Here is a 20,831-nt window from a genome sequence, read left to right as displayed (position 1 = left end):
TGATCGTGCTTTTATTCAGGGGATCAGCCCCGGTAAAGATATTCATAATCAGGGAAGCGGAATCCCATGTTTCCACAAAATACGACTTAAGCAGGTATATTATTCCCAGGTCATTTTATGGAAGGTGTAAATCAATTATTGACGTGTACCCGGTCAGGGATTCAATACCTACTGCGCTGCGGAAATGTGTAGAGAATACCGAACTGAACGGTCCTCCAGGGCAGAAAATCCGTATCCACATTCGTATAGGAAAGATTGATCTCCGTTTGGGATCCCATCAGGTAGCCGAGTATCGGTTTGTAGTAAAATCCACCCTCATTTCCTGAGTTGATCCCTATCGCGTAGCCCAGATCCGCCCCAATTGAAAAAGACCTCGAAGGCCAGACCCGAAAAGAGCCCGCCAGGGGAAGGAACTGTATATGGGGAAGATCTGCCCCACCGGAATCGAATTTTTCGGGAAAGCCATTGATAAACCCGACCATCACCCCGGCATCCACGACTTCTCCAAGGGCAAATAAGTACCCCGTGTCCAGCCCCATCAAAAGACTAACAGCGTCATTGCCCTCCTGATTGATGGGCAGCCCGCCGTGTAATCCTAATTTGAATCCCGGCTGGGCCTGGATCCCGGTGGTCCAAAGAAGTACGAGTGTAATGATCAGCAATCTCATGCGTTCAGTTCAATCTGAAACCATAACGCACAAATTCGATTTTTCGCTTAATCCAGAGGGAAAAAAAGGCCCTGAAGAGAACACCTGAGCACTAGGGATAGATCCCCCAAACATAGATATGCCCCGCAAAAACCACAATCCAGAGCAAGGTTCGAATCCAGTTCAAACGGACCAGGGTACGAAGCTCAGGCTCCTGGAACGTACCCCTGTCGATACGACGGTGCAGGGGTACAAATCGCAGGAATGTTACAGCCCAGAGGAGGACTATTATTAAAAGGTAAACCGCTGTGTGAAGTCCAGGTTCTTTAAGGGTCCAAAATACACCACCGGTGAGTTGTGCCAACATTAAAGGGGCGACAAGTAAAGTTATATTTTTGGTGTACGTACGATGCCAGCGGACCAGGTCTTCTTTGTTGAAATACTGATAAGCCGGGTAAACCACCAACTGCACAGCCAAAATGACCCCAGCCATAAGGGCGTCAACGAGCAATAACCAAAATGAAAAGGTCATGAAAAGATGAGGCCAGGGTGCGCGTTACCCCTGTAAATAGTTATTGAGTTCAGCAATCTTATCGGCACTGTTGAAGATGCCCCCATAAAAGGAAGTAACCGTTGTTGAGCTATCGTCCTGAATTCCGCGAGAGCATACGCACATGTGCTTGGCGTCCAGGATAACGGCAACGTCTTCGGTCTGAAGCACCTTCTGGAGTTCTGTTCCGATCTGATTGGTGAGCCTTTCCTGTACCTGTGGTCTTTTAGCGAAGTATTGAACCAGTCGGTTTAACTTGGAGAGCCCGATGACCTTCCCGGAGGAAACGTATGCCACATGGGCTTTTCCGAAGATAGGCACAAAGTGGTGTTCGCAATTGGAATAGAAGGTTATGTTTTTTTCAACCAACATCTGGTTGTACCTGTATTTGTTGTCAAATAAGGTTACAGAAGGTTTATTTTCGGGATTCAGACCTGAAAAAATTTCCTCTACGTACATCTTGGCCACCCGCTTGGGCGTGCCGCTGAGGGAATCGTCGGTGAGATCCAAACCAAGCACATCCATGATGCGTTCAAAGTAATGCGCAATCTTTAATTTCTTTTCGGCATCGCTGAGTTCAAAAGCGTCGGGTTTTAGGGGTGTTTCCATTCCCGTTAAGATATGGTCATCCCCAAATTCCTCTATATGGAAGCCATTGTGTTCTACAGCGTCTTTGAGCAGATTATCCAGCATAAGTGTACAGTTTTGTATTCGATGGTCCTACGAAGCTCCCTCGAGGGCTTCTATTTTGTTCATAATATCCTCGGCCTCCGCGTATTTTGCGTCTCCCGCAGAGCGATTTACCTGTGAGAGCCTGTGGGCTTCGGACATGAGTTTTTTGTACTCGGCCTGGAGCTTCTCGGTTTCGGATTTCTTCTTAAACAGTCCAAACATTTTTTTCCTTTTGACGGTAAGACCAAATTAGGAATAATGTTTAATTAAAACTGTTAAAGATTAAACAAAATTAACATTGGGACAGGAGATTTATTTGAACCACCGGAGTGTAGCGTTTACCAGGCGCTGCTTGAAATCTGTGTACGGAGGCGTGAGCAGGTCAATAGAACTGGGGGTGTACTGCCTTATAGTAGACCGTTCATTGGAGAATGCCAGGAAACCATAATGGCCATGGGCTTTACCAATACCGCTGTTGTTAATCCCACCAAAAGGCAGGTGATTGTTGGAAAGATGAACCACATTGTGGTTGATACATGCGGTCCCGGCCCTCGTGTTCTCACTTAAACTTCGAATGGCTGACTTGTTCTTACTAAAGGTGTATAGCGCCAGTGGCCTGGGTTTGCTATTGATAATTTTCACGGCTTCCCCTGCATCCTTTACGGTTACGAGTGGTAAAATGGGGCCAAAAATTTCTTCCTGCAGTAAGGAGGCGTCCTCGGGTACATTTCCGATCAAAGTAGGTTCAAAGAAGCGGCTTTCTTCATTACTTTCACCGCCATACAGGATTTCAGCTCCCTCGGATACTGCCGTATTAAGGGCATTTTGAAGCCTGCGAAAGTGGGTCTTATTGATGATCCGGGCATAGCTTTCAGATTCAGAAGCCCCCTTCGGATAAAAAGATTCCAACTGTTTTTTCAGTTCCGATACCAGGGCATCCTTTGCTTTTTCCGTGACCAGGATGTAATCCGGAGCAACGCAGATCTGACCCGCATTCAGGCATTTTCCCCAGGCGAGTCTCTTGGATGTGGTCCCCATGCTTGCCGTTTCATCCACAAAAGCCGGGGACTTGCCCCCAAGCTCCAGGGTAACAGAACTCAGATGACGGGAGGCTGCCTCCATAATTCGTTTGCCAACGGCAGGGGAGCCTGTAAAAAAGATATGGTGGAAAGGCAATTCCAGCAAAGCCTTCGCAGTATCGACCTCTCCCTGTACAACTACAACTTCTGAAGGGTCGAAAAGGGCGCCTGCAATTTCCTGAATTACCCGGCTGGTGGCCGGGGTAGCCTCCGAGGGTTTAAGAATACAGCAATTGCCCGCGGCAATTGCGGAAACCAGTGGGCCAAAAGTCAGGTATACCGGGTAGTTCCAGGGGGAGAGGATCAGGCATACTCCTTTGGATTCGTACTGTATATACGAAGAGGAGCCAATAAGGGTCAGGGTACTACCGACCTTTTTCGGCCGCATCCATTCTTTCAGATTGCGCTCTACATGCTTGATCTCAGAGAGGATTGGATAGATTTCAGCCAGATCTGTTTCCAGAAATGGCTTGCCGAAATCTGAATGCAGTGCCTCGCGAAGCGCTTGCCTGTAGGTATGTTCCAGGGCATCTTTCAACGCCCTGAGTTTTCGCAACCGCTCCTTCCAGGTAGATCTGCCGACCGCCACATACCGATCCATTTGACTGTTAAACAGCTCCGAATAAGGGTTTTCAGTCATATTAACAGGTTTGATTGGCAGCTTTGGGGTTGCCTTTTTTTGAAAGGATGTCTCTGAGGATAATTTGGGCGTGTTCCCTTGAGTTTTCTATGAACCATTTATGGGTTTCCATCCCGCCGCAAATGACTCCTGCAAGATACAAGCCGGGCACATTGGTCTGCATGGTTTCCGGATTGTATTGAGGACGTTTTTTTTCATCCTCAGAAAGTTCGATTCCGGCAGCTTTTAAAAAATCAAAATTAGGCTGATACCCCGTGAGGGCAAGGACAAAGTCATTGGGTAACATTACGGTTCCCTCAGGTGTGTCCAGAACGAGTTGTTCGGGACTTATTTCCTGAATCGAACTGTTGAAATACGCGCGAATACTACCTTCTTCAATCCGGTTGAGGATGTCCGGGCGCACCCAGTATTTGACGCGACGCCCGATCTCAGGCCCCCTGACGATCATCGTGACTTCTGCCCCTTTGCGCCAGCACTCCAATGCGGCATCTACTGCAGAATTGCTGGCCCCTACCACGGCGAGCTTCTGGCTCGCGTAAAAGTGCGGATCCTTGTAGTAATGAGAGACCTTTGGCAGGTCTTCACCGGGCACGTCAAGGGTATTGGGGAGGTCGTAAAACCCGGTCGCGATGATGACATTTCTCGCGTGATATGTTGCTTTTGGCGTACTGATGGCGAATATATCCCCATCTTTTTGCACCTCTGAAACCCGTTCAAAGAGCTGTATATTCAGTTCGTTGGAAGTAACGATGCGCCGGTAGTATTCCAGGGCCTCATTCCGTTTTGGTTTGGCTTCATTGCTGATAAAGGGAATGCCGTCAATCTCCAGGCGTTCAGAAGATGAGAAGAACTGCATGTTGACCGGATAATTAAAAAGCGAATTGACGATCGGGCCTTTTTCAAGAATCCGGTATGAAATTCCTTTCTTTTTGGCCTCCAGGCCACAGGCAATTCCGATAGGGCCACCTCCGATAATAATTAAGTCCGTCATTGCTATCCGCGTTTGCATTTACCACTTACCTGCAAAATTAGCCAATTAGTGTGTATAAGTCGTTAAGGAACCATGACAACTCGGTCTTTGAATGATATTTGTCATACTTTTTAAATGGAATTAAAGTGATCTTTAGTCCTGAACAATTATAACACACAGTACCATGAGTATTCCTGAAAACATCCCGGTTTCAACTATAATGAGCACCCAGTTGGTTATACTTAATACTACAGATAGTCTTGAAAAGGCGGAGCGTCTGTTTAAAAAACACAACATACGCCACATTCCCGTCGTAGAAGGTCAGCAAAAAATTGTGGGTATGCTGAGCCTGACCGATCTTTTGCGAATCAGTTTTGCAGACGGCGCGTATGAGGATGAGGAAGACATAGAATCTGTGGTTTACGAGATGTTTACGCTCTCTCAGGTAATGGCCAAGAAAATAAGATCTGTCGCCCCTCAAACCAGCGTAAGGGAAGTTGCCGAGCTCCTTGCTGCCAAAGAATTTCACGCCGTCCCGGTCGTGGAGGATGGTAATCTGGTGGGTATTGTGACCACCACAGACCTTATAAAGTACCTGTTAAAACAGTATCAGTAGACTTCCACCGATGCCATACGGGCAATGGTAGCCTCGGGATCTTCGGAGTTAAAAACAAAACTTCCGGCTACAAGGACATCCGCTCCGGCTTCCAGTAATTTGGCCGTATTTTGCAGGGTAACACCCCCATCGATTTCAATCAGGGTATCAAGCCCTTTATCGTCAATCATGGATCGAAGTTCCCGTACTTTTTCATACGTATTGGGAATAAAGGATTGTCCTCCAAAACCCGGATTCACGCTCATTATACAAATGAGGTCCGCTCCTTCAAGTGAATTTTCAAGGAGGGAAACAGGGGTATGGGGATTTAGAGCAATCCCGGCCTTCATTCCGGTATCCCGGATGGCCTGAAGCGTGCGATGGAGGTGGGGGCAGGCCTCGTAATGTACCGTGAGGTTATCCACACCTAAGTCTGCAAACATATCGATATACCGCTCGGGCTTAACGATCATCAGGTGGGCATCCAGGGGCTTTTTGGCTGCCTTGCGGATGGCCTTCACCACAGGGGTTCCGTAGGAGATATTCGGGACAAAGACACCGTCCATCACGTCGAGGTGGTGCCAGGTTGCCTGACTGTCTTCCACCATTTTTACGTCTTTGTCGAGGTTCCCGAAATCAGCGGCCAGAAGGGAAGGGGCAATTTTAGCGGTTCTTTTCAAAATGCAGGTATTTAACAGGGGCAAAGGTACATAAAGGAAAAAAAAGTGGGCAGGGCCTGAAATGAAAAAACTCCGGTAATCAGCCGGAGTTTATTCATCAATCAAAAAACGAACAGTCATGAAAAATGCTGTTACAGCTTACAAAATACAAACAATATGCCAATATTCCAACTTAAGAATACTTTAACATTGCCTGAATTATTTTATCCCAGATAAGTCTTCAGGATTTTGCTCCTTGAGGTGTGTTTCAACCTACGAATTGCTTTTTCCTTTATCTGGCGTACCCGTTCGCGTGTCAGGTCGAAAGTTTCACCAATTTCCTCCAGGGTCATGGAGTGTTGTCCGGCAAGTCCAAAGTAAAGGCGGATTACATCTGCTTCCCTTGGCGTTAATGTTTCCAGAGCTCTTTCGATTTCAGTACGCAGGGATTCATTCAAGAGATCCTTGTCTGGATTCGGGGATTCCCCGCTGCGCAATACGTCGTATAAGTTTGAGTCTTCCCCGTCGATAAGAGGGGCATCCATAGAGACATGACGTCCGGAATTCTTGAGGGATTGCTTAACATCCTCCACAGTCATATCCAGTTCTTTTGCAATTTCCTCCGGAGATGGTGGTCTTTCGTGGGCCTGCTCCAGATAGGCAAAAGTCTTATTGATTTTGTTTATCGAACCGATTTTATTCAGCGGCAGACGAACAATTCGGGATTGCTCGGCCAGTGCCTGAAGTATGGACTGACGAATCCACCATACGGCATAGGAGATGAACTTAAATCCACGAGTCTCGTCAAAACGCTGTGCCGCTTTGATAAGGCCCAGGTTTCCTTCATTGATCAGATCGGGAAGGGTAAGGCCCTGATTCTGATATTGCTTGGCTACCGAGACCACAAATCTAAGGTTGGCTTTGGTCAATTTCTCTAAAGCGATTTGATCCCCGGCTTTAATGCGTTGTGCGAGTTCCACTTCCTCATCTGCGGTAATCAGATCTACTTTTCCAATCTCCTGAAGATATTTATCAAGGGATGCGGTTTCCCGGTTGGTAACCTGCTTTGTAATTTTTAACTGTCTCATCGCGCTTTGTCGGTTTAAGTTCCAGTAATTTGGGTACTGCCTTTAGTTATACGTAAGAAGTCACTAAAAAGTTACAAAAGGTGACGAAAAAATTTAACATTTAAAGCCTAAACATAAAAAAACCCCTGAAAAACAGGGGTTTAGAGGTAGTTTAAATAAAACCTAAGAACGTGAACGCTGTGGCCTGCGTCCGTTTCGGTCGCGGTTTCCGCCGCCGCTCTCTCTTCTTCTCGGCGGACGTTCTACATAGCCTTCTGGTTTAGGCAGGAGGGCTCTTCGCGATACTTTATCCTTACGGGTACGCGGGTCGGTTCCCATGTACTTCACGTCAAAGACATCTCCCATCTGAACAACATCGGTCACCTTGTCGGTGCGTTCCCATGCCAATTCAGAAATATGAAGCAGTACTTCGTTCCCCGGGGCTTCTGCGTATTCAACCACGGCACCGAAGTCCAGCATCTTGATGACTTTTACTTCGTACACACTTCCCTCTTCAGGTTTAAAGGTGATCGAATCTATTTTTGCCAGTACCTTGTCGATACCCGCCTGGTCGGTACCCAGGATTTCAACGAGTCCGTCTCCGGTTACCGGGTCTTCATTGATGACAATTGTAGTACCTGTTTCTTTTTGCAATTCCTGAATGACTTTTCCTCCAGGTCCGATCAGGGCTCCGATATAATCGTTTGCGATCGTAGCATTGACCATTTTCGGGGCGTGTGGTTTTACGTCCGGATTGGCTGCAGGTATCGTCTCTGATAGTTTTTCAAGAATATGAAGACGTCCATCACGGGCTTGTTGCAGGGCTTTTACCAAAATCTCGTAAGAGAGTCCCTTGACCTTGATATCCATCTGGCAGGCGGTGATCCCGTCTGTAGTTCCTGTAACTTTAAAGTCCATATCCCCAAGGTGATCTTCATCTCCGAGGATATCCGAAAGAACAGCATACTTGCCGGTTTCGGTGTTGGTGATCAACCCCATGGCAATACCTGAAACGGGTTTTTTAATGCTGACCCCGGCATCCATAAGCGCCATGGTCCCCGCACATACTGTCGCCATAGAGGAAGAACCGTTGCTTTCCAGCACTTCGGAAACAATACGTATCGTATAAGGCCAGTCACTTGGAATGCTTCCTTTTAAAGCTCTTTGTGCCAGGTTTCCGTGACCGATCTCCCGTCTTGAAGTCCCGCGAATCGGACGGGCTTCACCCGTACAGAAAGGTGGGAAGTTATAGTGGAGGTAAAAAGTTTCCTCCCCTTCGAAAGAAGGCATGTCGATGATACTTGCATCTCTGGATGTACCGAGTGTTACTGTGGCTAGTGCCTGGGTTTCACCCCTGGTGAAAATCGCAGACCCATGGGTAGAAGGGAGGTAATCCACTTCACACCAGATTGGGCGGATCTCGTCCGTTTTACGACTGTCTAGACGAAGTCCTTCATCCAGGATCAGATTCCGGATGGCTTCTTTTTCAGTTTTGTAAAAATATCTGGAGATCAGTTCGCCGTGTTCCTCCAGGGTAGCCTCGTCAAAAGAAGCTTTGATTTCATCCTTAAGGGCTGAAAAGGCCTCGCTTCTTTCGTGCTTTGCAGAACCTGCCTTGGCAATGGCATATACTTTGTCATAAGCCATATCGTGAATCTGTTTTTCAAGATCCGCGTTTTCGCTTTCCTGCTCATACTCCCGTACTTCTTTGCGACCGACAGCCTCTGAAAGACGGATCTGAGCAGCGCACTGGACTTTAATGGCTTCATGGGCAAAGCGGATCGCTTCGACCATCTCTTCTTCAGAGATTTCACTCATCTCTCCTTCAACCATCATTACGGAATCAGCAGAGGCACCAACGACCATTTCGATGTCGGATTTCTCGAGCTGTGCCCGTGTAGGGTTGATAATAAGTTCACCGTCTACGCGACCGACACGAACTTCAGATATCGCGCATTCAAACGGAAAATCCGAAAGCTGAATCGCGGCTGAGGCGGCTAATCCTGCCATTGCATCCGGCATCACCTCGTCGTCGTGTGACATTAATTGGATCATCACCTGGGTTTCAGCGTGATAATCTTTTGGGAAAAGCGGACGTAAAACCCGGTCGACCAAACGCATGGTCAGGATTTCTCCATTACTCGGGCGTGCTTCTCTTTTGAAGAATCCGCCAGGGTATTTACCCGAAGCAGCGAATTTTTCGCGGTAATCCACGGTTAGTGGCAAGAAGTCGACATCGCTCTGTTTGTAGTTTGAAACTACCGTACAGAGCAGCATGCATTTACCGGATTGGACCACGACGGAGCCGTGGGCTTGTTTGGCCAGTTTACCTGTTTCGATAGAAATTTCTCTACCGTCTCCCAGGTCGATGACCTCTCGAAATGTTTTTGGAATCATTAGAAAGTAATTAATAAGTGCCCTAAGGCATTTGAATTAAACAAAGGTCTCCCGTCTTACCGGACGGTCTGGGTTGTGTTGTTGTGCAGGTCGACCTATGAAAAACCGGAAGTGAGCCTTTTAAGTTGCCTTAACAGGTAAGGACTTTAAGCAGAGCCCTAAGCGAGTATACCAGGCCAGGGGGTGCAAATTGAAACAGGGGAGCCAAAGAGCTCCCCTGTATCGCTTATTTTCGAATATTCAATTCTTTAATCAGGATCCTGTATTTCTCAATATCCTTCTTCTTGAGGTAATCCAGAAGACTTCTGCGCTTTCCTACCAACATTACCAGGGAACGCTCTGTGTTGAAATCCTTTTTGTTCCTTCTCAGGTGTGTTGTCAGGTGGTTGATCCGATGTGTAAACAGCGCAATCTGCCCTTCTGTAGAACCTGTGTTTGTTTCTGAACCGCCATGTTTCTTAAAGATGTCGGTCTTAATCTCTTTGGTTAAATACATGCCAATATTATTGTAAATGATTTTTATGTATCCGATTAATTTTCAATCAGGGGGCAAAGATAAACATTATTTGACCAAACCCTACATCTTATCGATTTTTATTGGGCAGTTTTAAACCTTTTCCAGGCAGCCGTATCCAAGTACTGATAACCAAAAGAAGAAAAGGATATGAGACGGAACAAATGGAACAACGTGATAATTGTAGCGGGAATTCTCGGGCTACTGAGTGCTTCCTGTGAAAATGACAACATCACAGATACAGGAGAAGACACTTTATTGGAAGCCACTGACCTGGTGGCACTGCAACAGGGTGACGACGCGGAATGGGGGGTTGAGGAAGTACTTAACCTGGCCGAAGAAGTCTATCAGGTGGAGGCGCAGCGCCTTGAAGGGAAAGAGATCGTAAACTCGGGTTTTATACCGGAGTGCGTGACCATTACTACCATGGTAAAGGATTCCAAAGTTGAAAAGACAATCGATTTCGGAGCGGGATGTGAGACCCCCAATGGCAATTTGTTAAGCGGGGTAGTGCTCCTGAGTTTTGACCCGGCAGAACCGTTGGGAACCCGAACGCTTTCCCTTTCGCTCAGCAGTTTTACATTTAACGGGATTGACCTGGAAGGTGGTGCAGAAGTGTTCAGGACCCGGAACAATGAAAATGGCAATCCCCAATCCGAAATCTCATCTGATTTTGCCGCTACATGGCCCAATGGAGACCAGGCCACATGGAAGGGAGCGCGAAGCCGCGAATGGATCGAAGGGTTCCGCTCGGGTTTCTGGGGAGATAATGTATTTCTGGTTACCGGATCTCAAACCTTTGTCAACCGCAGGGGGGTGACCTACAACCGAACCGTTCTCAATCCGTTGAGACGAGAACTCGCCTGTCGGTTTTTGGTGAGCGGGAGCCTGCAGATCAGCCGTGAGGGATGGACCGGTGTACTGGACTTTGGAAATGGGGACTGCGACAGCAAAGGGGAACTGGAACTTCCCGGGGGCGCTATACAAGAAGTGACCCTGAGGAGAATCCGGTCATAGTGAAAACAAAAAAGGCCCCTTTGAATTTCCATAGGGGCCTTTTTGATATAGGGTTTTTGATCGGTCAGGACTCAACCTCATTTCGAATTGGCTGGTTTAAAACCAGGTCCAGGTAGAGGTTGATTTTTCGCTTCAAATCCCTGCGGTGTACGATAAAATCCAGAAAACCGTGTTCCAAAACAAATTCAGAGGTTTGAAAATCGGGCGGGAGATCCTTTCCTGTCGCTTCTTTCACAACACGGGGACCCGCAAAACCAATAAGCGCACCGGGTTCTGCAATATTGATGTCCCCCAACATGGCATAGGAAGCTGTAGTTCCTCCTGTAGTGGGATCTGTACAGAGTGATATGTAAGGTAATTTGGCCTCAGCCAACTGAGCGAGCATGGCAGAGGTTTTTGCCAACTGCATCAAAGAAAGCGCTGCCTCCATCATACGCGCACCTCCGGATTTGGAGATCATGACAAAAGGCAATTTTTTCTTGATGCTGTAGTCGATGGCCCTGGCGATCTTTTCCCCTACAACACTCCCCATGGAGCCCCCGATAAAAGAAAAGTCCATACAGGCGATAACCAGGTCCTTCCCCATGGATTTTCCAACGGCCGTGCGAACAGCGTCCTTCAAGCCCGTTTTCTTTTCAGCTTGTTTCAGCCGGTCCGAATACTTTTTTGTGTCTTCGAACTTGAGCGGATCTTTGGAAGAAAGGTTTGGGTCTAATTCCTTGAAATTATTGTCGTCAAAAAGGATCTGGAAATACTCTTTACTCCCGATACGGACGTGGTAATCATCTTCCGGACTTACCCAGAAGTTCTCGGCCAGGTCTTCGGATTCGATGATTTTGCCCGTCGGAGATTTATACCACAACCCTTTGGGCGTATCTTTTTTCTCTTCGGTCGAGGTTTGAATCCCTTTTTCTTTTCTGCGAAACCAGGATGACATATGTTCGTCTTTTATAGATTCTTGGTTACCTTCCAATTATAAGGTATTTACGTTATTGAGATCTTCAAAGGCTTTTGTCAGCCGATGAACGAAAGTCTTTTCACCCTCCCTTAACCACACCCGGGGATCGTAGTATTTCTTGTTGGGCTGGTCTGCTCCTTCCGGATTTCCGATCTGGGCTTTAAGGTAGTCTTTTTTAGCATCCATATAATCTCGGATGCCTTCCATGAAGGCGTATTGAAGGTCGGTGTCAATATTCATTTTGATCACCCCATAACCAATGGCCTCCCGGATTTCGGCTAAGGTTGAACCCGAGCCTCCGTGAAATACAAAGTCAATGTGATTGTGCCCCAGGCCATGTTTCTCACTGAGGTACTCCTGAGAGTTCTTCAGGATTTTCGGTGTGAGTTTCACATTTCCGGGCTTATATACCCCGTGAACGTTACCAAAAGCAGCAGCTATGGTAAATCGGGGACTCACCTTGGAGAGTTCCTCATAGGCGTAGGCCACTTCCTCTGGTTGTGTATAGAGTTTGGAATCGTCCACATCTGTATTATCTACGCCATCTTCTTCCCCGCCTGTAATCCCAAGTTCGATCTCCAGGGTCATGCCCATCTTGTCCATGCGCTCCAAATAGGTCTTGCAGATCGCGATGTTTTCCTCTATAGGTTCTTCGGAGAGATCGATCATGTGAGAGCTGAAGAGCGATTTGCCGTGATCTTTGTAATAGGCTTCACTGGCATCCAGCAAGCCATCGATCCAGGGCAGAAGTTTTTTAGCGCAGTGATCTGTATGCAGGATAACCGTGGCACCATAAGCTTCGGCCAGCTGATGGATGTGTTTGGCCCCGGCAATAGCTCCGAGTATGGCAGCTTGCTGACCTTCATTGGAAAGGCCCTTTCCCGCATTGAACTGGGCTCCTCCGTTCGAGAATTGGATGATTACGGGGGCGTTGAGCTGGGCCGCAGTTTCTAAAACCGCATTGATGCTATCCGATCCGATGACATTTACTGCCGGAAGGGCAAACCCTTTTTCTTTTGCATATCGGAAAATCTGCTGTACTTCGTCTCCGGTGGCTACCCCCGGTTTAATTGAATGGCCCATAGGTCAGGTCTTAAATATTGGATTAAAACTGAGGCAAAAGTAATAAATAATCACCTTTAAAACGGATAATTGATTCCGATCTGTACCACCGAATTTGCAAAGTTATACTCAGCAAACCATCTTTGGGAGGGAATCCGTGCCGGATTGTAGGTCTTAAAGCCCATATCTGCCCGAAATACAAAAAAGGAGAAATCATATCGCAGGCCAAATCCCGTACCCACTGCGATATCCTTGAGGGATTCAAAGCCGCTGAAAGTGGCAGAATCCAAGGTGGTCTGGTCCCATACATTCCAGATGTTCCCCACATCTGTAAACAAGGCACCCTTTAAATCTCCGATAATGGGGAACCGGTATTCCAGGTTAAAGGCCAGTTTGAAATTCGCTTCATTGAAGTCATTAATATTGTCGGTACTACCGGGACCCAGGGAATAGGGGAACCAGGCCCGGTTATCATTGGAACCACCCGCAAAATAACTCCGGACAAATGGAATGTTATCCGCATTTCCATAGGGGATGGCAATACCGGCAAAAGAGCGAAAAGCCAGCACATTGGTCGCGGTCAACGCCCAGTGCTTGATATACTCCACCTCGGTTTTGACGTATTGCGAATAGGGTACTCCAAAAAGGAGGTTTTGCCCGGCTTCGTTTTTTCCCAGTGATAAAATACCTGCAAAGGCAGATAGGATGTTTCCGGCCGTTTCAACGCGCCATCGGAACTGGTGAAAGCTCCTGTCGTTGAGGTCGGATTGATTGTTTAAGGTGAATTGATAATTTGATGAGAAAATAAAGTTGTTTTCCGTCAGGCGGACCCTCCGCTCTTCAATACGGAATACATCCCCGAAGTCATCCGGGTCCTGAGGCGGCACACTACCGGTCAAAATAGCATTGGTAAACCCTGTCGTCCCATCGGGAATAATAAGCCGCTGGGGGTCGTCCGGATCATCTGCAGGCTCGTAAAAATCAGCCAGGTCCGGGTTGCTCTGGTAATCATCCTTCTCAGCAATATCATTGAGGCGGCCATAGGTACTCTGGTATACGTTGTAGAAGTTTTCGGGATTCAGGTTCCGGACGTATTCTATATTGAGGAGCTCAAAAGCATTCTTTGTTTTGACATTGGGACTCCAGGTATAGCCCAGGAGCAGATTTAAAGTCTGCTTGTCGAGGCCGATATTTTTCTGGAATGTGGTTCCGAATGATATCCTGGATTGGGGGAGCATGTAGTTTGGGATGACCCGCTGGGCATTCACAAAAGAGAACATCCAGATCCTGGGAAAAATCAGATTAATATCCGCCGAAATCTCGGTGAAAAAGTCCTCTGGAAGGGATTGATCACTCAGGAAACCAAAAGTTGCCCTGCCGTTAAGACTCAACATTTCTGCCCCGCCAAAAACATTTCGCGTAACCAGGGCGGCTCCGACCCCGATACCGATCCGCTGTATGTTAGAGTGAATCACATCCAGATCCAGGCTCAGGGAATTTCTGGGTCGGGCGGAAAGATAGATGTTTGTGGTAAGCAGTTCGTCTCCCTGATCCACCAGCTCTATATTCGGGTATCGAAACGAATTCAGGTTGTTGATTTGCCTGTAGGTCCTTATGCGGTCAATTTCCCGATAGACCTGCCCGTGTTCGAGGAAAACTGCATTCAGCAAGGCCTTGGGCTTATATCGCAGTTTGTCCTTGTAATAGATCGTAAAATTATCCTCGGTAATGGATTGAAGCGAATCTTTCTGATCCTGAAAGTTGTAATTCACAAAGATATTTACAGAGTCAATGCGGTGGACCCTGTAAGGGGGAGCTTGTCCACCACCTCTCAGGCGCGGGTTCTCAATATTGAGTTCAACCTCCATCAACTGGTCATCGCGGTCGAGAATCGTATCCCTGAGAATGTCGTAATTGATTGTGCTTTCCTGGAAATTCCAGATTCCCGTGTTTCTGAAAAGATCTGTCAGGCGTTCCCGCTCCGCTGTAAAATTCACGAGATCGAACTGTTCCCCAGACCGAACCAGGGATTCCTCCTTGTGCAATTGATAAATGGAATCCACGGCAGGTGAGGAAAACCGATATGAAATCGTGTCAATAATATAAGGTTTGCCCAGGTCGATGTCGTAGCGCGTCGAAGCTCTTTGTTTGTCTGTGGTATCTACCCGGGCACTTCCGGTATTGTTGAAGTACCCCTTGGTATTGTAATAGGCCCGTATGCGATCCAGAGATTTTTGTGTAAGGCTGCTGTCTATGACAACCGGTGCCTCTCCTGCCTTCTTGAGCCCGTTGCTCAGGCCGGAAACGAAAAAGGATTCCCCTAGGCGTTCCACCTGTTTCTGGGAAAGAATTGCCTCGAGGCGGTCATAACGATTCTCTTTCCGGTACAGCCAATCCTGATAGGCGGAGTCGGGATTTGGTTTTGCCAGATTGTATAAGTGAAGTTTTAAGGGGATTCCGAGAACCCTGCTATTGGGCTTCTGGCTCACGAGGCTTTGTACATCGGAGTTTGTCGTTTTAACACTATCCGCATAAACCTCAAAATCGGTCAGCAGGAGCTCGTCCGGCTCTACCCTTTTCAGGACGTTGCAGGAGAAAAAACTAAGCCCCACCAAGAATAATCCTATTTTAGCGGGGAGTTTCACAACGTGCCAGCGGGCTCTCATATAAGCCAAAATTACATTATTTGTATGGTTGCCAAAAGGGAATTAAAATTTATAAAAAGTCTGCATCAAAAAAAGTACCGTAACCTCAATGGTCTCTTTCTGGCCGAAGGGGTAAAGGTCGTGACCGCTTTTACCAGCGCGGGCTGGGTGCCAAAGCACCTGTACAGCTCTGAAATCATGGATTCTTTTCCCGAAGCGGAGCCGCTCTCCGAACGGGAACTCAAATCCGTCAGTACCCTTGTGCAGCCCAATAAAATACTTGGTGTTTTTGAGATTCCCAGGGAGGCCGCTCCGGACTATAAGGGTTGGGTACTCGCTCTGGATCAGGTACGCGACCCGGGGAACCTCGGTACAATCATCCGGTTGTGTGACTGGTTTGGAATACGGGATATCATATGCTCGCCGGACTCCGTTGATGCCTTTAATCCTAAAGTGGTCATGGCCAGTATGGGTTCCCTTGCGCGGGTGAACCTTCATTATCTTCCCCTTCAAAAAGTCCTTACGGAATGTGGCCTGCCTGTTTTTGGCGCAGATATGCACGGGACATCGGCCGCAGCGTTTTCATTTCCGGATCAGGGCATCCTGTTGATGGGTAGTGAGTCGCACGGCATCTCTTCAGAACTCAGGGAAATACTTACGCAGACCCTCAGTATTAAGCCTTATGCGGATACGGGGGCCGAGAGTCTGAACCTGGGTACAGCTGCAGGAATCCTCCTTTATGAGATTCGCAGGGGAATGGCCGCTATTCAAAAGTGAAGTTAATAAACAACCCACGGGTTTTCATCGACTCGATATTCCCGGTCCAGGGACTATTGGGGTCCGTATCCCTGAACAATTCATCAGATAGGGCAAAAACCCCTCTGATGGAAGGTGAAAACTTAAAGTACTCGAGGTAAAAATCGATTCCAAACCCTATTTCGTAGTTGAAAACCTGTCGTTTCATCCGGAAGGTGCCACTGCTGTTGTCATCAGGGGAATCCTCATTACTGCTTAGATTCAGAGCTGCTCCGACACCTCCGATGATAAAAGGTTTAAAATTTCCCAGGCGCCGGGTGCTCACCTTGAGCAAGAGGGGAAAGTTGATGTAGGTGGACTGTACTTCCCGAATGGCTTCGTTCTCAGAGGTAAAACCCGGGAATCCCAAATCGCGTCGGGTGTAAAAAAGTCCGGGCTCAAAACGCAGGTCAAAAAATTCATTTAACCGCATTTCCCCGATAAGTCCCACATTAAAACCAACGGATTTACTCACCAGGATATCTCCAAGGTCATCTTTGTACTCAAATTTGAAATCGTATTGATTGAAACCGAGGAAATAACCCCAGTTAAATCTCGCGAGGTCCTCATTCTGAAGATTGAGAATTGGCTTTTCATTGAACTGAGCGCTAACCGGCTGGCCCAAAGCCAGGGCAATTAAGAGCAACCAGATGTGTCTCATACCTTATTTTGTCGCAGTGTATATCGTGGCAACCCCAAAGGTTTGGGGTTCGTGTTTCATACCTATAAACCCGTTTTTCTCTAAAATATTGTTGAATTCCTGTCCGTATGGAAACGCTGCTGCCGACTCCGAAAGATAGGAATAGGCTGTACCCTCAGCCGAGAAGAGTTTCCCGAGGAGGGGCAGCACGTGGTTACCATATAGCTGATACCCCCATTTAAAGAATTTTTTCTCCGGGACAGAGGTTTCGAGAATTGCCAGGATTCCCCCGGGTTTCAGGACCCTGTGGATTTCAGAAAGGCCTTTGTCGAGGTTTTCAAAATTCCGCACTCCGAAAGCTACAGTTACGGCGTCGAAGGATGCATCCTCAAAGTCCAGGGCTTCACTATCACCCACAACCATGGATATTTTTTCCTCAAGTCCTTTTGAAACGACTTTTTTCTTTCCGATTTCAAGCATTCCCGGAGAGAGGTCGAGCCCCACGACCTCTTTGGCATCTGTAGCGCCAAATGCGAGCGCTAAATCGCCGGTTCCTGTGGCGATATCAAGCACGGAGTGCGGGTTCTGTTCGCTGACCAGCCGGATCAACCTTTTGCGCCAGAGTGTATCGGTCCCGAAGGTAATCAGACGGTTCAGGCCGTCGTATTTTCCGGAAATTGTATCGAACATCTGACGTACCTGTTCCTTTTTATTCTGGTCAGAATCCTTATATGGAAGTACTGGTTTAGCCATCTCAACCTGATTGAGGTGCAAAGATAACGCATTGCAGTAATCTGAACTTCAATGTAGTGTTCATTCCTGTAAAATCTCCCGAACTACTTTTAGGCCCGGAATGATAAAAATCCGTAATTTTGTCCTGCAGTATTTTCGATGGCTTACCACCGGATTAAAGGGCTGTTTACTTCACATGGCTTATGGTTTGTGTCTGCCCGTACCAATGCTCTACTGAATGAAAATCATCATCGCTGGCGCGGGAGAAGTCGGATTTCATCTCGCAAAATTACTCTCTTACGAATCCCAGGATATTACCCTGATCGATACAGATAAGGAAAGTCTGTCCTATGCCGAGGGTCACCTCGACATCCGCGTGCTTCGGGGGGATGCCACAAGCATCTCTATTCTGAAGAATGCCCAGGTGGGAAATTCAGACCTGGTCATTGGGGTTACTTCTTCAGAAACAACGAATATCACCCTCTGCCTGCTCGCCAAGCAACTGGGTTCAAAGAAGACCATCGCGCGAATCTCAAATACCGAGTTTGTCGAGTACAAAGACCGCATTAACTTTTCGGAACTGGGAATTGATGAATTGATCTCCCCCGAAGAGCTGGCCGCAGCGGAGATCAACCTGCTTTTAAGCCAGTCAGCCTTTAACGACACCTATGAATTTGAAGGGGGACTCCTAATAATGGTCGGGGTTTCCCTGCCAAAATCAGCGCCTTTTGTGGGGAAAACTGTAAAAGAGGCGGCCCGTATTTTTCCGGAATTACATTTTATGCCCATTGCCCTGCAACGCAGGGGGACCCAGTTTACCCTCATACCCAGGGGGGATACGGAGTTCATGATAGAGGACCAGGTCTATTTCATCACGGACCGTAAAGGGATGGATGAACTCTATAAACTCACCGGGAAAAAGAAAGAGCAAATTCGGAATGTGATGATTGTGGGGGGGAGCAAAGTCGGGACCAAGGCTGCACGGGACCTTTGCGAGAAGCGATTCAATGTCAAGATCATCGAGAAGGATAAAAACAAGGCTTTTGAGGTGGCGGATATGCTTCCCAATGCCCTGGTTATCAATGGAGACTGTCGGAATGTGGAACTCCTTGAGGAAGAGAGCCTGGAATCCATGGATGCATTTATCGCGGTGACGGGAAATTCCGAGACGAATATCATGTCGTGCCTGGTCGCAAAGTCCAAGCACATCAAAAAGACCATCGCCCTTGTGGAGAATATGGACTATTTTCAGATTTCTCAGTCCATTGGGGTCGATACGCTGATCAATAAAAAACTCCTGGCTGCCAATAACATATTCAGATACGTCCGGAGGGGAGAGGTTGTTGCACTTACCCGATTGAATAACCTAAATGCGGAGATCCTCGAATTTGTAGTTAAACCCACCTCCGAAGTGGCCGGAACCCTGATCCGTGAAATGGAGTTTCCAAGGGAAGCCAGTATTGGTGGGGTTATTCGTGGCAATATGGGTATTATAGCCCTGGGGGATTACCGGATAGAGGAAGGGGACCGGGTCGTAGTCTGTTGCCTGCCCAATGCGATTCCCGAGGTAGAAAAGCTGTTCCTCTAATATGGGCCTGAATTCAAAAATAATCATTCATCTTATGGGCCTGCTGCTGCTTTTCAACGGTGGCTTTATGGCTTTGGCGGCACTGATCAGCGGGTTGTATGCCGACGGGGCTACCCTGGGGATCAGCCTGGCGGCTATTACAACCTTATTCGTGGGAACGCTGGCGATGTACTTTACCCGCGGTCATAAAAAGGAGGTTAAAAGAAAAGAGGGCTATATCATCGTGGCCATGGGATGGATCATTATGTCGGCCTCGGGCATCCTGCCCTATATCCTTACCGGCAGCATTCCCGGAGTTACCAATGCATTTTTCGAAACCATGTCCGGTTATACCACTACCGGGGCCTCTATACTTGAGGATATCGAGGCTTTGCCGGAAGGTATATTGTTCTGGAGGAGCCTTACGCACTGGATAGGTGGAATGGGGATAATCGTTCTGGCCATTGCCATTCTCCCACTTCTCGGAATTGGCGGGATGCAGTTATTCGCCGCTGAGGCTCCGGGACCAGGAGGAGACAAATTACACCCACGGATTACGGATACGGCCAAACGCCTTTGGTTTATTTATCTCGGCTATACCGTTGCGGAGACCCTCTTGCTCAAACTCGCGGGCATGTCCCTGTTCGATGCGATGAATCATGCGCTTTCCACGCTTTCTACGGGAGGTTTCTCCACAAAGAACACGAGCGTTGCCTACTGGAACGACCGGCCGCTCATCCAGTACATTATCATGTTGTTTATGTTCCTGGCGGGTACCAATTTTGTCCTGAGCTACTTTGCTTTTAAGGGGAGAATCCAAAAGATTATACAGGATGAGGAGCTCAAATACTTTGCGATATTTATCGGAATTTTTGCGGTTTTGGTAGGGGCAGTAGTCTTCTTCAGAGCTGAGGTTCCCGTATCCGAATACCACCCCATGGTATTTGGGCCCGCGGAGAGCGCGTTTCGCCATGGGCTGTTCCAGGTGCTTGCTGTGATCACCACTACAGGCTTTGTCACGGCTGATTTTACGGCATGGACGTCATTTCTGACCATCGTGTTCTTCGGCCTTATGTTCGCCGGAGGATCTGCAGGCTCTACGGCGGGTGGAATCAAGGTAATGCGGCACATCCTGATCATTAAAAATGGCCTGCTTGAATTCAAAAGAACCCTGCATCCAAATGCCATTATCCCTGTCCGGTTTAACGGGAAAACAGTCTCTGAACACATTGTCTATAACATTATCGCGTTTTTCGTGCTGTATATGCTCTTGTTTATAATTGGAGCCCTGGTGCTCGGTTTTCTGGGACTGGACTTTGTGTCGGCCATCGGGGGTGCCGCATCATCCCTCGGGAATGTCGGTCCTGCTTTCGGAACCCTGAATCCCCTAAATAATTTCAATCACCTGCCGGCACTGGGCAAGTGGTGGTGCTGCTTTTTGATGCTCGCAGGCAGGCTGGAACTCTTTACCGTACTTATCTTACTGACGCCTTATTTCTGGAAGCGAACCTGAGCGTTGGCCGTGGGAAAGGGGTTGTGCAAATGGACTGTTCCGGCATTTGAGCATCCGGTACTGCGGCATGCATACCGTGTACCTGAGAGCGTTAAGAGGGATTTACCTTGAG

The 20,831-nt window shown here is 47.8% G+C and carries 20 protein-coding genes; 5 read left to right on the top strand and 15 right to left on the bottom strand.

From position 1 onward, the window contains the following. Positions 1-161: 161 nt before the first annotated feature. The 6 genes from QU605_RS14980 to QU605_RS14955 form a co-directional block, all read right to left on the bottom strand. On the bottom strand, positions 162-668 hold the full coding sequence (locus tag QU605_RS14980; protein ID WP_289726142.1) for a hypothetical protein: 507 nt from the start codon (positions 666-668) through the stop codon (positions 162-164). Positions 669-759: 91 nt separating this feature from the next. Beyond that, entirely contained in the window at positions 760-1,179 is a 420-nt protein-coding gene (locus QU605_RS14975; RefSeq protein ID WP_289726141.1) for a DUF1772 domain-containing protein, read from the bottom strand. A gap of 24 nt (positions 1,180-1,203) precedes the next feature. Next, positions 1,204-1,890: a GTP cyclohydrolase I FolE gene (gene folE, locus QU605_RS14970; protein WP_289726140.1), complete on the bottom strand. Its 687-nt coding sequence runs from the start codon at positions 1,888-1,890 to the stop codon at positions 1,204-1,206. Positions 1,891-1,917: 27 nt separating this feature from the next. Further along, positions 1,918-2,091: a Lacal_2735 family protein gene (locus QU605_RS14965; protein WP_289726139.1), complete on the bottom strand. Its 174-nt coding sequence runs from the start codon at positions 2,089-2,091 to the stop codon at positions 1,918-1,920. A gap of 90 nt (positions 2,092-2,181) precedes the next feature. After that, positions 2,182-3,588, bottom strand: a complete 1,407-nt coding sequence (locus QU605_RS14960) for an aldehyde dehydrogenase family protein (RefSeq protein ID WP_289726138.1) — start codon at positions 3,586-3,588, stop codon at positions 2,182-2,184. 1 nt (position 3,589) lies between these two features. Further along, the gene (locus QU605_RS14955) at positions 3,590-4,579 is read right to left on the bottom strand and encodes a YpdA family putative bacillithiol disulfide reductase (RefSeq protein ID WP_434967938.1); all 990 of its coding nucleotides are present in this window, start codon (positions 4,577-4,579) and stop codon (positions 3,590-3,592) included. Between the two features lie 169 nt (positions 4,580-4,748). On the opposite strand from QU605_RS14955, the gene QU605_RS14950 reads away from it, so the two are divergent. Then, a complete protein-coding gene (locus QU605_RS14950) occupies positions 4,749-5,174 on the top strand; it encodes a CBS domain-containing protein (protein ID WP_289726149.1) in 426 nt (141 codons plus the stop codon). On the opposite strand, the gene rpe is transcribed toward QU605_RS14950, so the two are convergent. From rpe to rpsO, 4 genes are all read right to left on the bottom strand, one after another. Continuing rightward, positions 5,168-5,833 carry a ribulose-phosphate 3-epimerase gene (gene rpe, locus QU605_RS14945; RefSeq protein ID WP_289726137.1) on the bottom strand — a complete coding sequence of 222 codons (666 nt, stop codon included), beginning with the start codon at positions 5,831-5,833 and terminating at the stop codon, positions 5,168-5,170. The genes QU605_RS14950 and rpe overlap by 7 nt on opposite strands. A gap of 203 nt (positions 5,834-6,036) precedes the next feature. After that, positions 6,037-6,900 (bottom strand): sigma-70 family RNA polymerase sigma factor, encoded by an 864-nt coding sequence (locus QU605_RS14940; RefSeq protein WP_289726136.1) that lies wholly within the window; start codon positions 6,898-6,900, stop codon positions 6,037-6,039. A 162-nt stretch (positions 6,901-7,062) separates the two neighbouring features. Then, entirely contained in the window at positions 7,063-9,276 is a 2,214-nt protein-coding gene (locus QU605_RS14935; protein WP_289726135.1) for a polyribonucleotide nucleotidyltransferase, read from the bottom strand. A gap of 226 nt (positions 9,277-9,502) precedes the next feature. Beyond that, entirely contained in the window at positions 9,503-9,772 is a 270-nt protein-coding gene (gene rpsO / locus QU605_RS14930; RefSeq protein WP_289726134.1) for a 30S ribosomal protein S15, read from the bottom strand. A gap of 168 nt (positions 9,773-9,940) precedes the next feature. On the opposite strand from rpsO, the gene QU605_RS14925 reads away from it, so the two are divergent. Beyond that, positions 9,941-10,807 (top strand): hypothetical protein, encoded by an 867-nt coding sequence (locus tag QU605_RS14925; RefSeq protein WP_289726133.1) that lies wholly within the window; start codon positions 9,941-9,943, stop codon positions 10,805-10,807. A 64-nt stretch (positions 10,808-10,871) separates the two neighbouring features. On the opposite strand, the gene accD is transcribed toward QU605_RS14925, so the two are convergent. Genes accD through tamL form a run of 3 tightly spaced genes read right to left on the bottom strand, consistent with a single transcriptional unit; the run spans position 10,872 to position 15,493 of the window. Further along, complete coding sequence (gene accD / locus QU605_RS14920; protein WP_289726132.1) at positions 10,872-11,744, bottom strand: acetyl-CoA carboxylase, carboxyltransferase subunit beta; 873 nt, start codon at positions 11,742-11,744, stop codon at positions 10,872-10,874. A gap of 36 nt (positions 11,745-11,780) precedes the next feature. Beyond that, positions 11,781-12,848, bottom strand: a complete 1,068-nt coding sequence (gene fbaA / locus QU605_RS14915) for a class II fructose-bisphosphate aldolase (RefSeq protein ID WP_289726131.1) — start codon at positions 12,846-12,848, stop codon at positions 11,781-11,783. Between the two features lie 56 nt (positions 12,849-12,904). Then, entirely contained in the window at positions 12,905-15,493 is a 2,589-nt protein-coding gene (gene tamL / locus QU605_RS14910; protein ID WP_289726130.1) for a translocation and assembly module lipoprotein TamL, read from the bottom strand. A 24-nt stretch (positions 15,494-15,517) separates the two neighbouring features. Here tamL and QU605_RS14905 point away from each other — a divergent pair, with 24 nt between their 5' ends. Then, positions 15,518-16,249 carry an RNA methyltransferase gene (locus tag QU605_RS14905; protein ID WP_289726129.1) on the top strand — a complete coding sequence of 244 codons (732 nt, stop codon included), beginning with the start codon at positions 15,518-15,520 and terminating at the stop codon, positions 16,247-16,249. Here QU605_RS14905 and porT read toward each other — a convergent pair. Together porT and ubiE are read right to left on the bottom strand one after the other, a co-directional pair. Further along, on the bottom strand, positions 16,236-16,928 hold the full coding sequence (gene porT, locus QU605_RS14900) for a type IX secretion/gliding motility protein PorT/SprT (RefSeq protein WP_289726128.1): 693 nt from the start codon (positions 16,926-16,928) through the stop codon (positions 16,236-16,238). The genes QU605_RS14905 and porT overlap by 14 nt on opposite strands. 3 nt (positions 16,929-16,931) lie before the next feature. Next, positions 16,932-17,660 (bottom strand): bifunctional demethylmenaquinone methyltransferase/2-methoxy-6-polyprenyl-1,4-benzoquinol methylase UbiE, encoded by a 729-nt coding sequence (ubiE, locus tag QU605_RS14895; RefSeq protein ID WP_289726127.1) that lies wholly within the window; start codon positions 17,658-17,660, stop codon positions 16,932-16,934. A gap of 217 nt (positions 17,661-17,877) precedes the next feature. Between ubiE and trkA the strand changes: the two genes are divergently transcribed. Both trkA and QU605_RS14885 read left to right on the top strand, forming a co-directional pair. Then, a complete protein-coding gene (gene trkA, locus QU605_RS14890) occupies positions 17,878-19,227 on the top strand; it encodes a Trk system potassium transporter TrkA (RefSeq protein ID WP_289726126.1) in 1,350 nt (449 codons plus the stop codon). Positions 19,228-19,261: 34 nt separating this feature from the next. After that, on the top strand, positions 19,262-20,719 hold the full coding sequence (locus QU605_RS14885; RefSeq protein WP_289726125.1) for a TrkH family potassium uptake protein: 1,458 nt from the start codon (positions 19,262-19,264) through the stop codon (positions 20,717-20,719). The last annotated feature ends 112 nt before the right edge of the window (positions 20,720-20,831 follow it).

Source organism: Robiginitalea aurantiaca (genome assembly GCF_030380815.1).
In the GTDB taxonomy this organism is placed as follows: domain Bacteria; phylum Bacteroidota; class Bacteroidia; order Flavobacteriales; family Flavobacteriaceae; genus Robiginitalea; species Robiginitalea aurantiaca.
Note: the sequence above shows the minus strand (reverse complement) of the source record. Positions and strands in the feature narration are given on the sequence as shown.

Bases quoted from the DNA above. Each gene is read 5' to 3' on its own strand.
- accD (WP_289726132.1), bottom strand. From the start codon at position 11,744: ATGTCATCCTGGTTTCGCAGAAAAGAAAAAGGGATTCAAACCTCGACC.
- trkA (WP_289726126.1), top strand. From the start codon at position 17,878: ATGAAAATCATCATCGCTGGCGCGGGAGAAGTCGGATTTCATCTCGCA.
- QU605_RS14965 (WP_289726139.1), bottom strand. From the start codon at position 2,091: ATGTTTGGACTGTTTAAGAAGAAATCCGAAACCGAGAAGCTCCAGGCC.
- ubiE (WP_289726127.1), bottom strand. From the start codon at position 17,660: ATGGCTAAACCAGTACTTCCATATAAGGATTCTGACCAGAATAAAAAG.
- QU605_RS14975 (WP_289726141.1), bottom strand. From the start codon at position 1,179: ATGACCTTTTCATTTTGGTTATTGCTCGTTGACGCCCTTATGGCTGGG.
- rpsO (WP_289726134.1), bottom strand. From the start codon at position 9,772: ATGTATTTAACCAAAGAGATTAAGACCGACATCTTTAAGAAACATGGC.
- tamL (WP_289726130.1), bottom strand. From the start codon at position 15,493: ATGAGAGCCCGCTGGCACGTTGTGAAACTCCCCGCTAAAATAGGATTA.
- fbaA (WP_289726131.1), bottom strand. From the start codon at position 12,848: ATGGGCCATTCAATTAAACCGGGGGTAGCCACCGGAGACGAAGTACAG.
- QU605_RS14935 (WP_289726135.1), bottom strand. From the start codon at position 9,276: ATGATTCCAAAAACATTTCGAGAGGTCATCGACCTGGGAGACGGTAGA.
- QU605_RS14940 (WP_289726136.1), bottom strand. From the start codon at position 6,900: ATGAGACAGTTAAAAATTACAAAGCAGGTTACCAACCGGGAAACCGCA.
- QU605_RS14980 (WP_289726142.1), bottom strand. From the start codon at position 668: ATGAGATTGCTGATCATTACACTCGTACTTCTTTGGACCACCGGGATC.
- QU605_RS14960 (WP_289726138.1), bottom strand. From the start codon at position 3,588: ATGACTGAAAACCCTTATTCGGAGCTGTTTAACAGTCAAATGGATCGG.
- folE (WP_289726140.1), bottom strand. From the start codon at position 1,890: ATGCTGGATAATCTGCTCAAAGACGCTGTAGAACACAATGGCTTCCAT.
- porT (WP_289726128.1), bottom strand. From the start codon at position 16,928: ATGAGACACATCTGGTTGCTCTTAATTGCCCTGGCTTTGGGCCAGCCG.
- QU605_RS14955 (WP_434967938.1), bottom strand. From the start codon at position 4,579: ATGACGGACTTAATTATTATCGGAGGTGGCCCTATCGGAATTGCCTGT.
- QU605_RS14905 (WP_289726129.1), top strand. From the start codon at position 15,518: ATGGTTGCCAAAAGGGAATTAAAATTTATAAAAAGTCTGCATCAAAAA.
- QU605_RS14925 (WP_289726133.1), top strand. From the start codon at position 9,941: ATGAGACGGAACAAATGGAACAACGTGATAATTGTAGCGGGAATTCTC.
- QU605_RS14885 (WP_289726125.1), top strand. From the start codon at position 19,262: ATGGGCCTGCTGCTGCTTTTCAACGGTGGCTTTATGGCTTTGGCGGCA.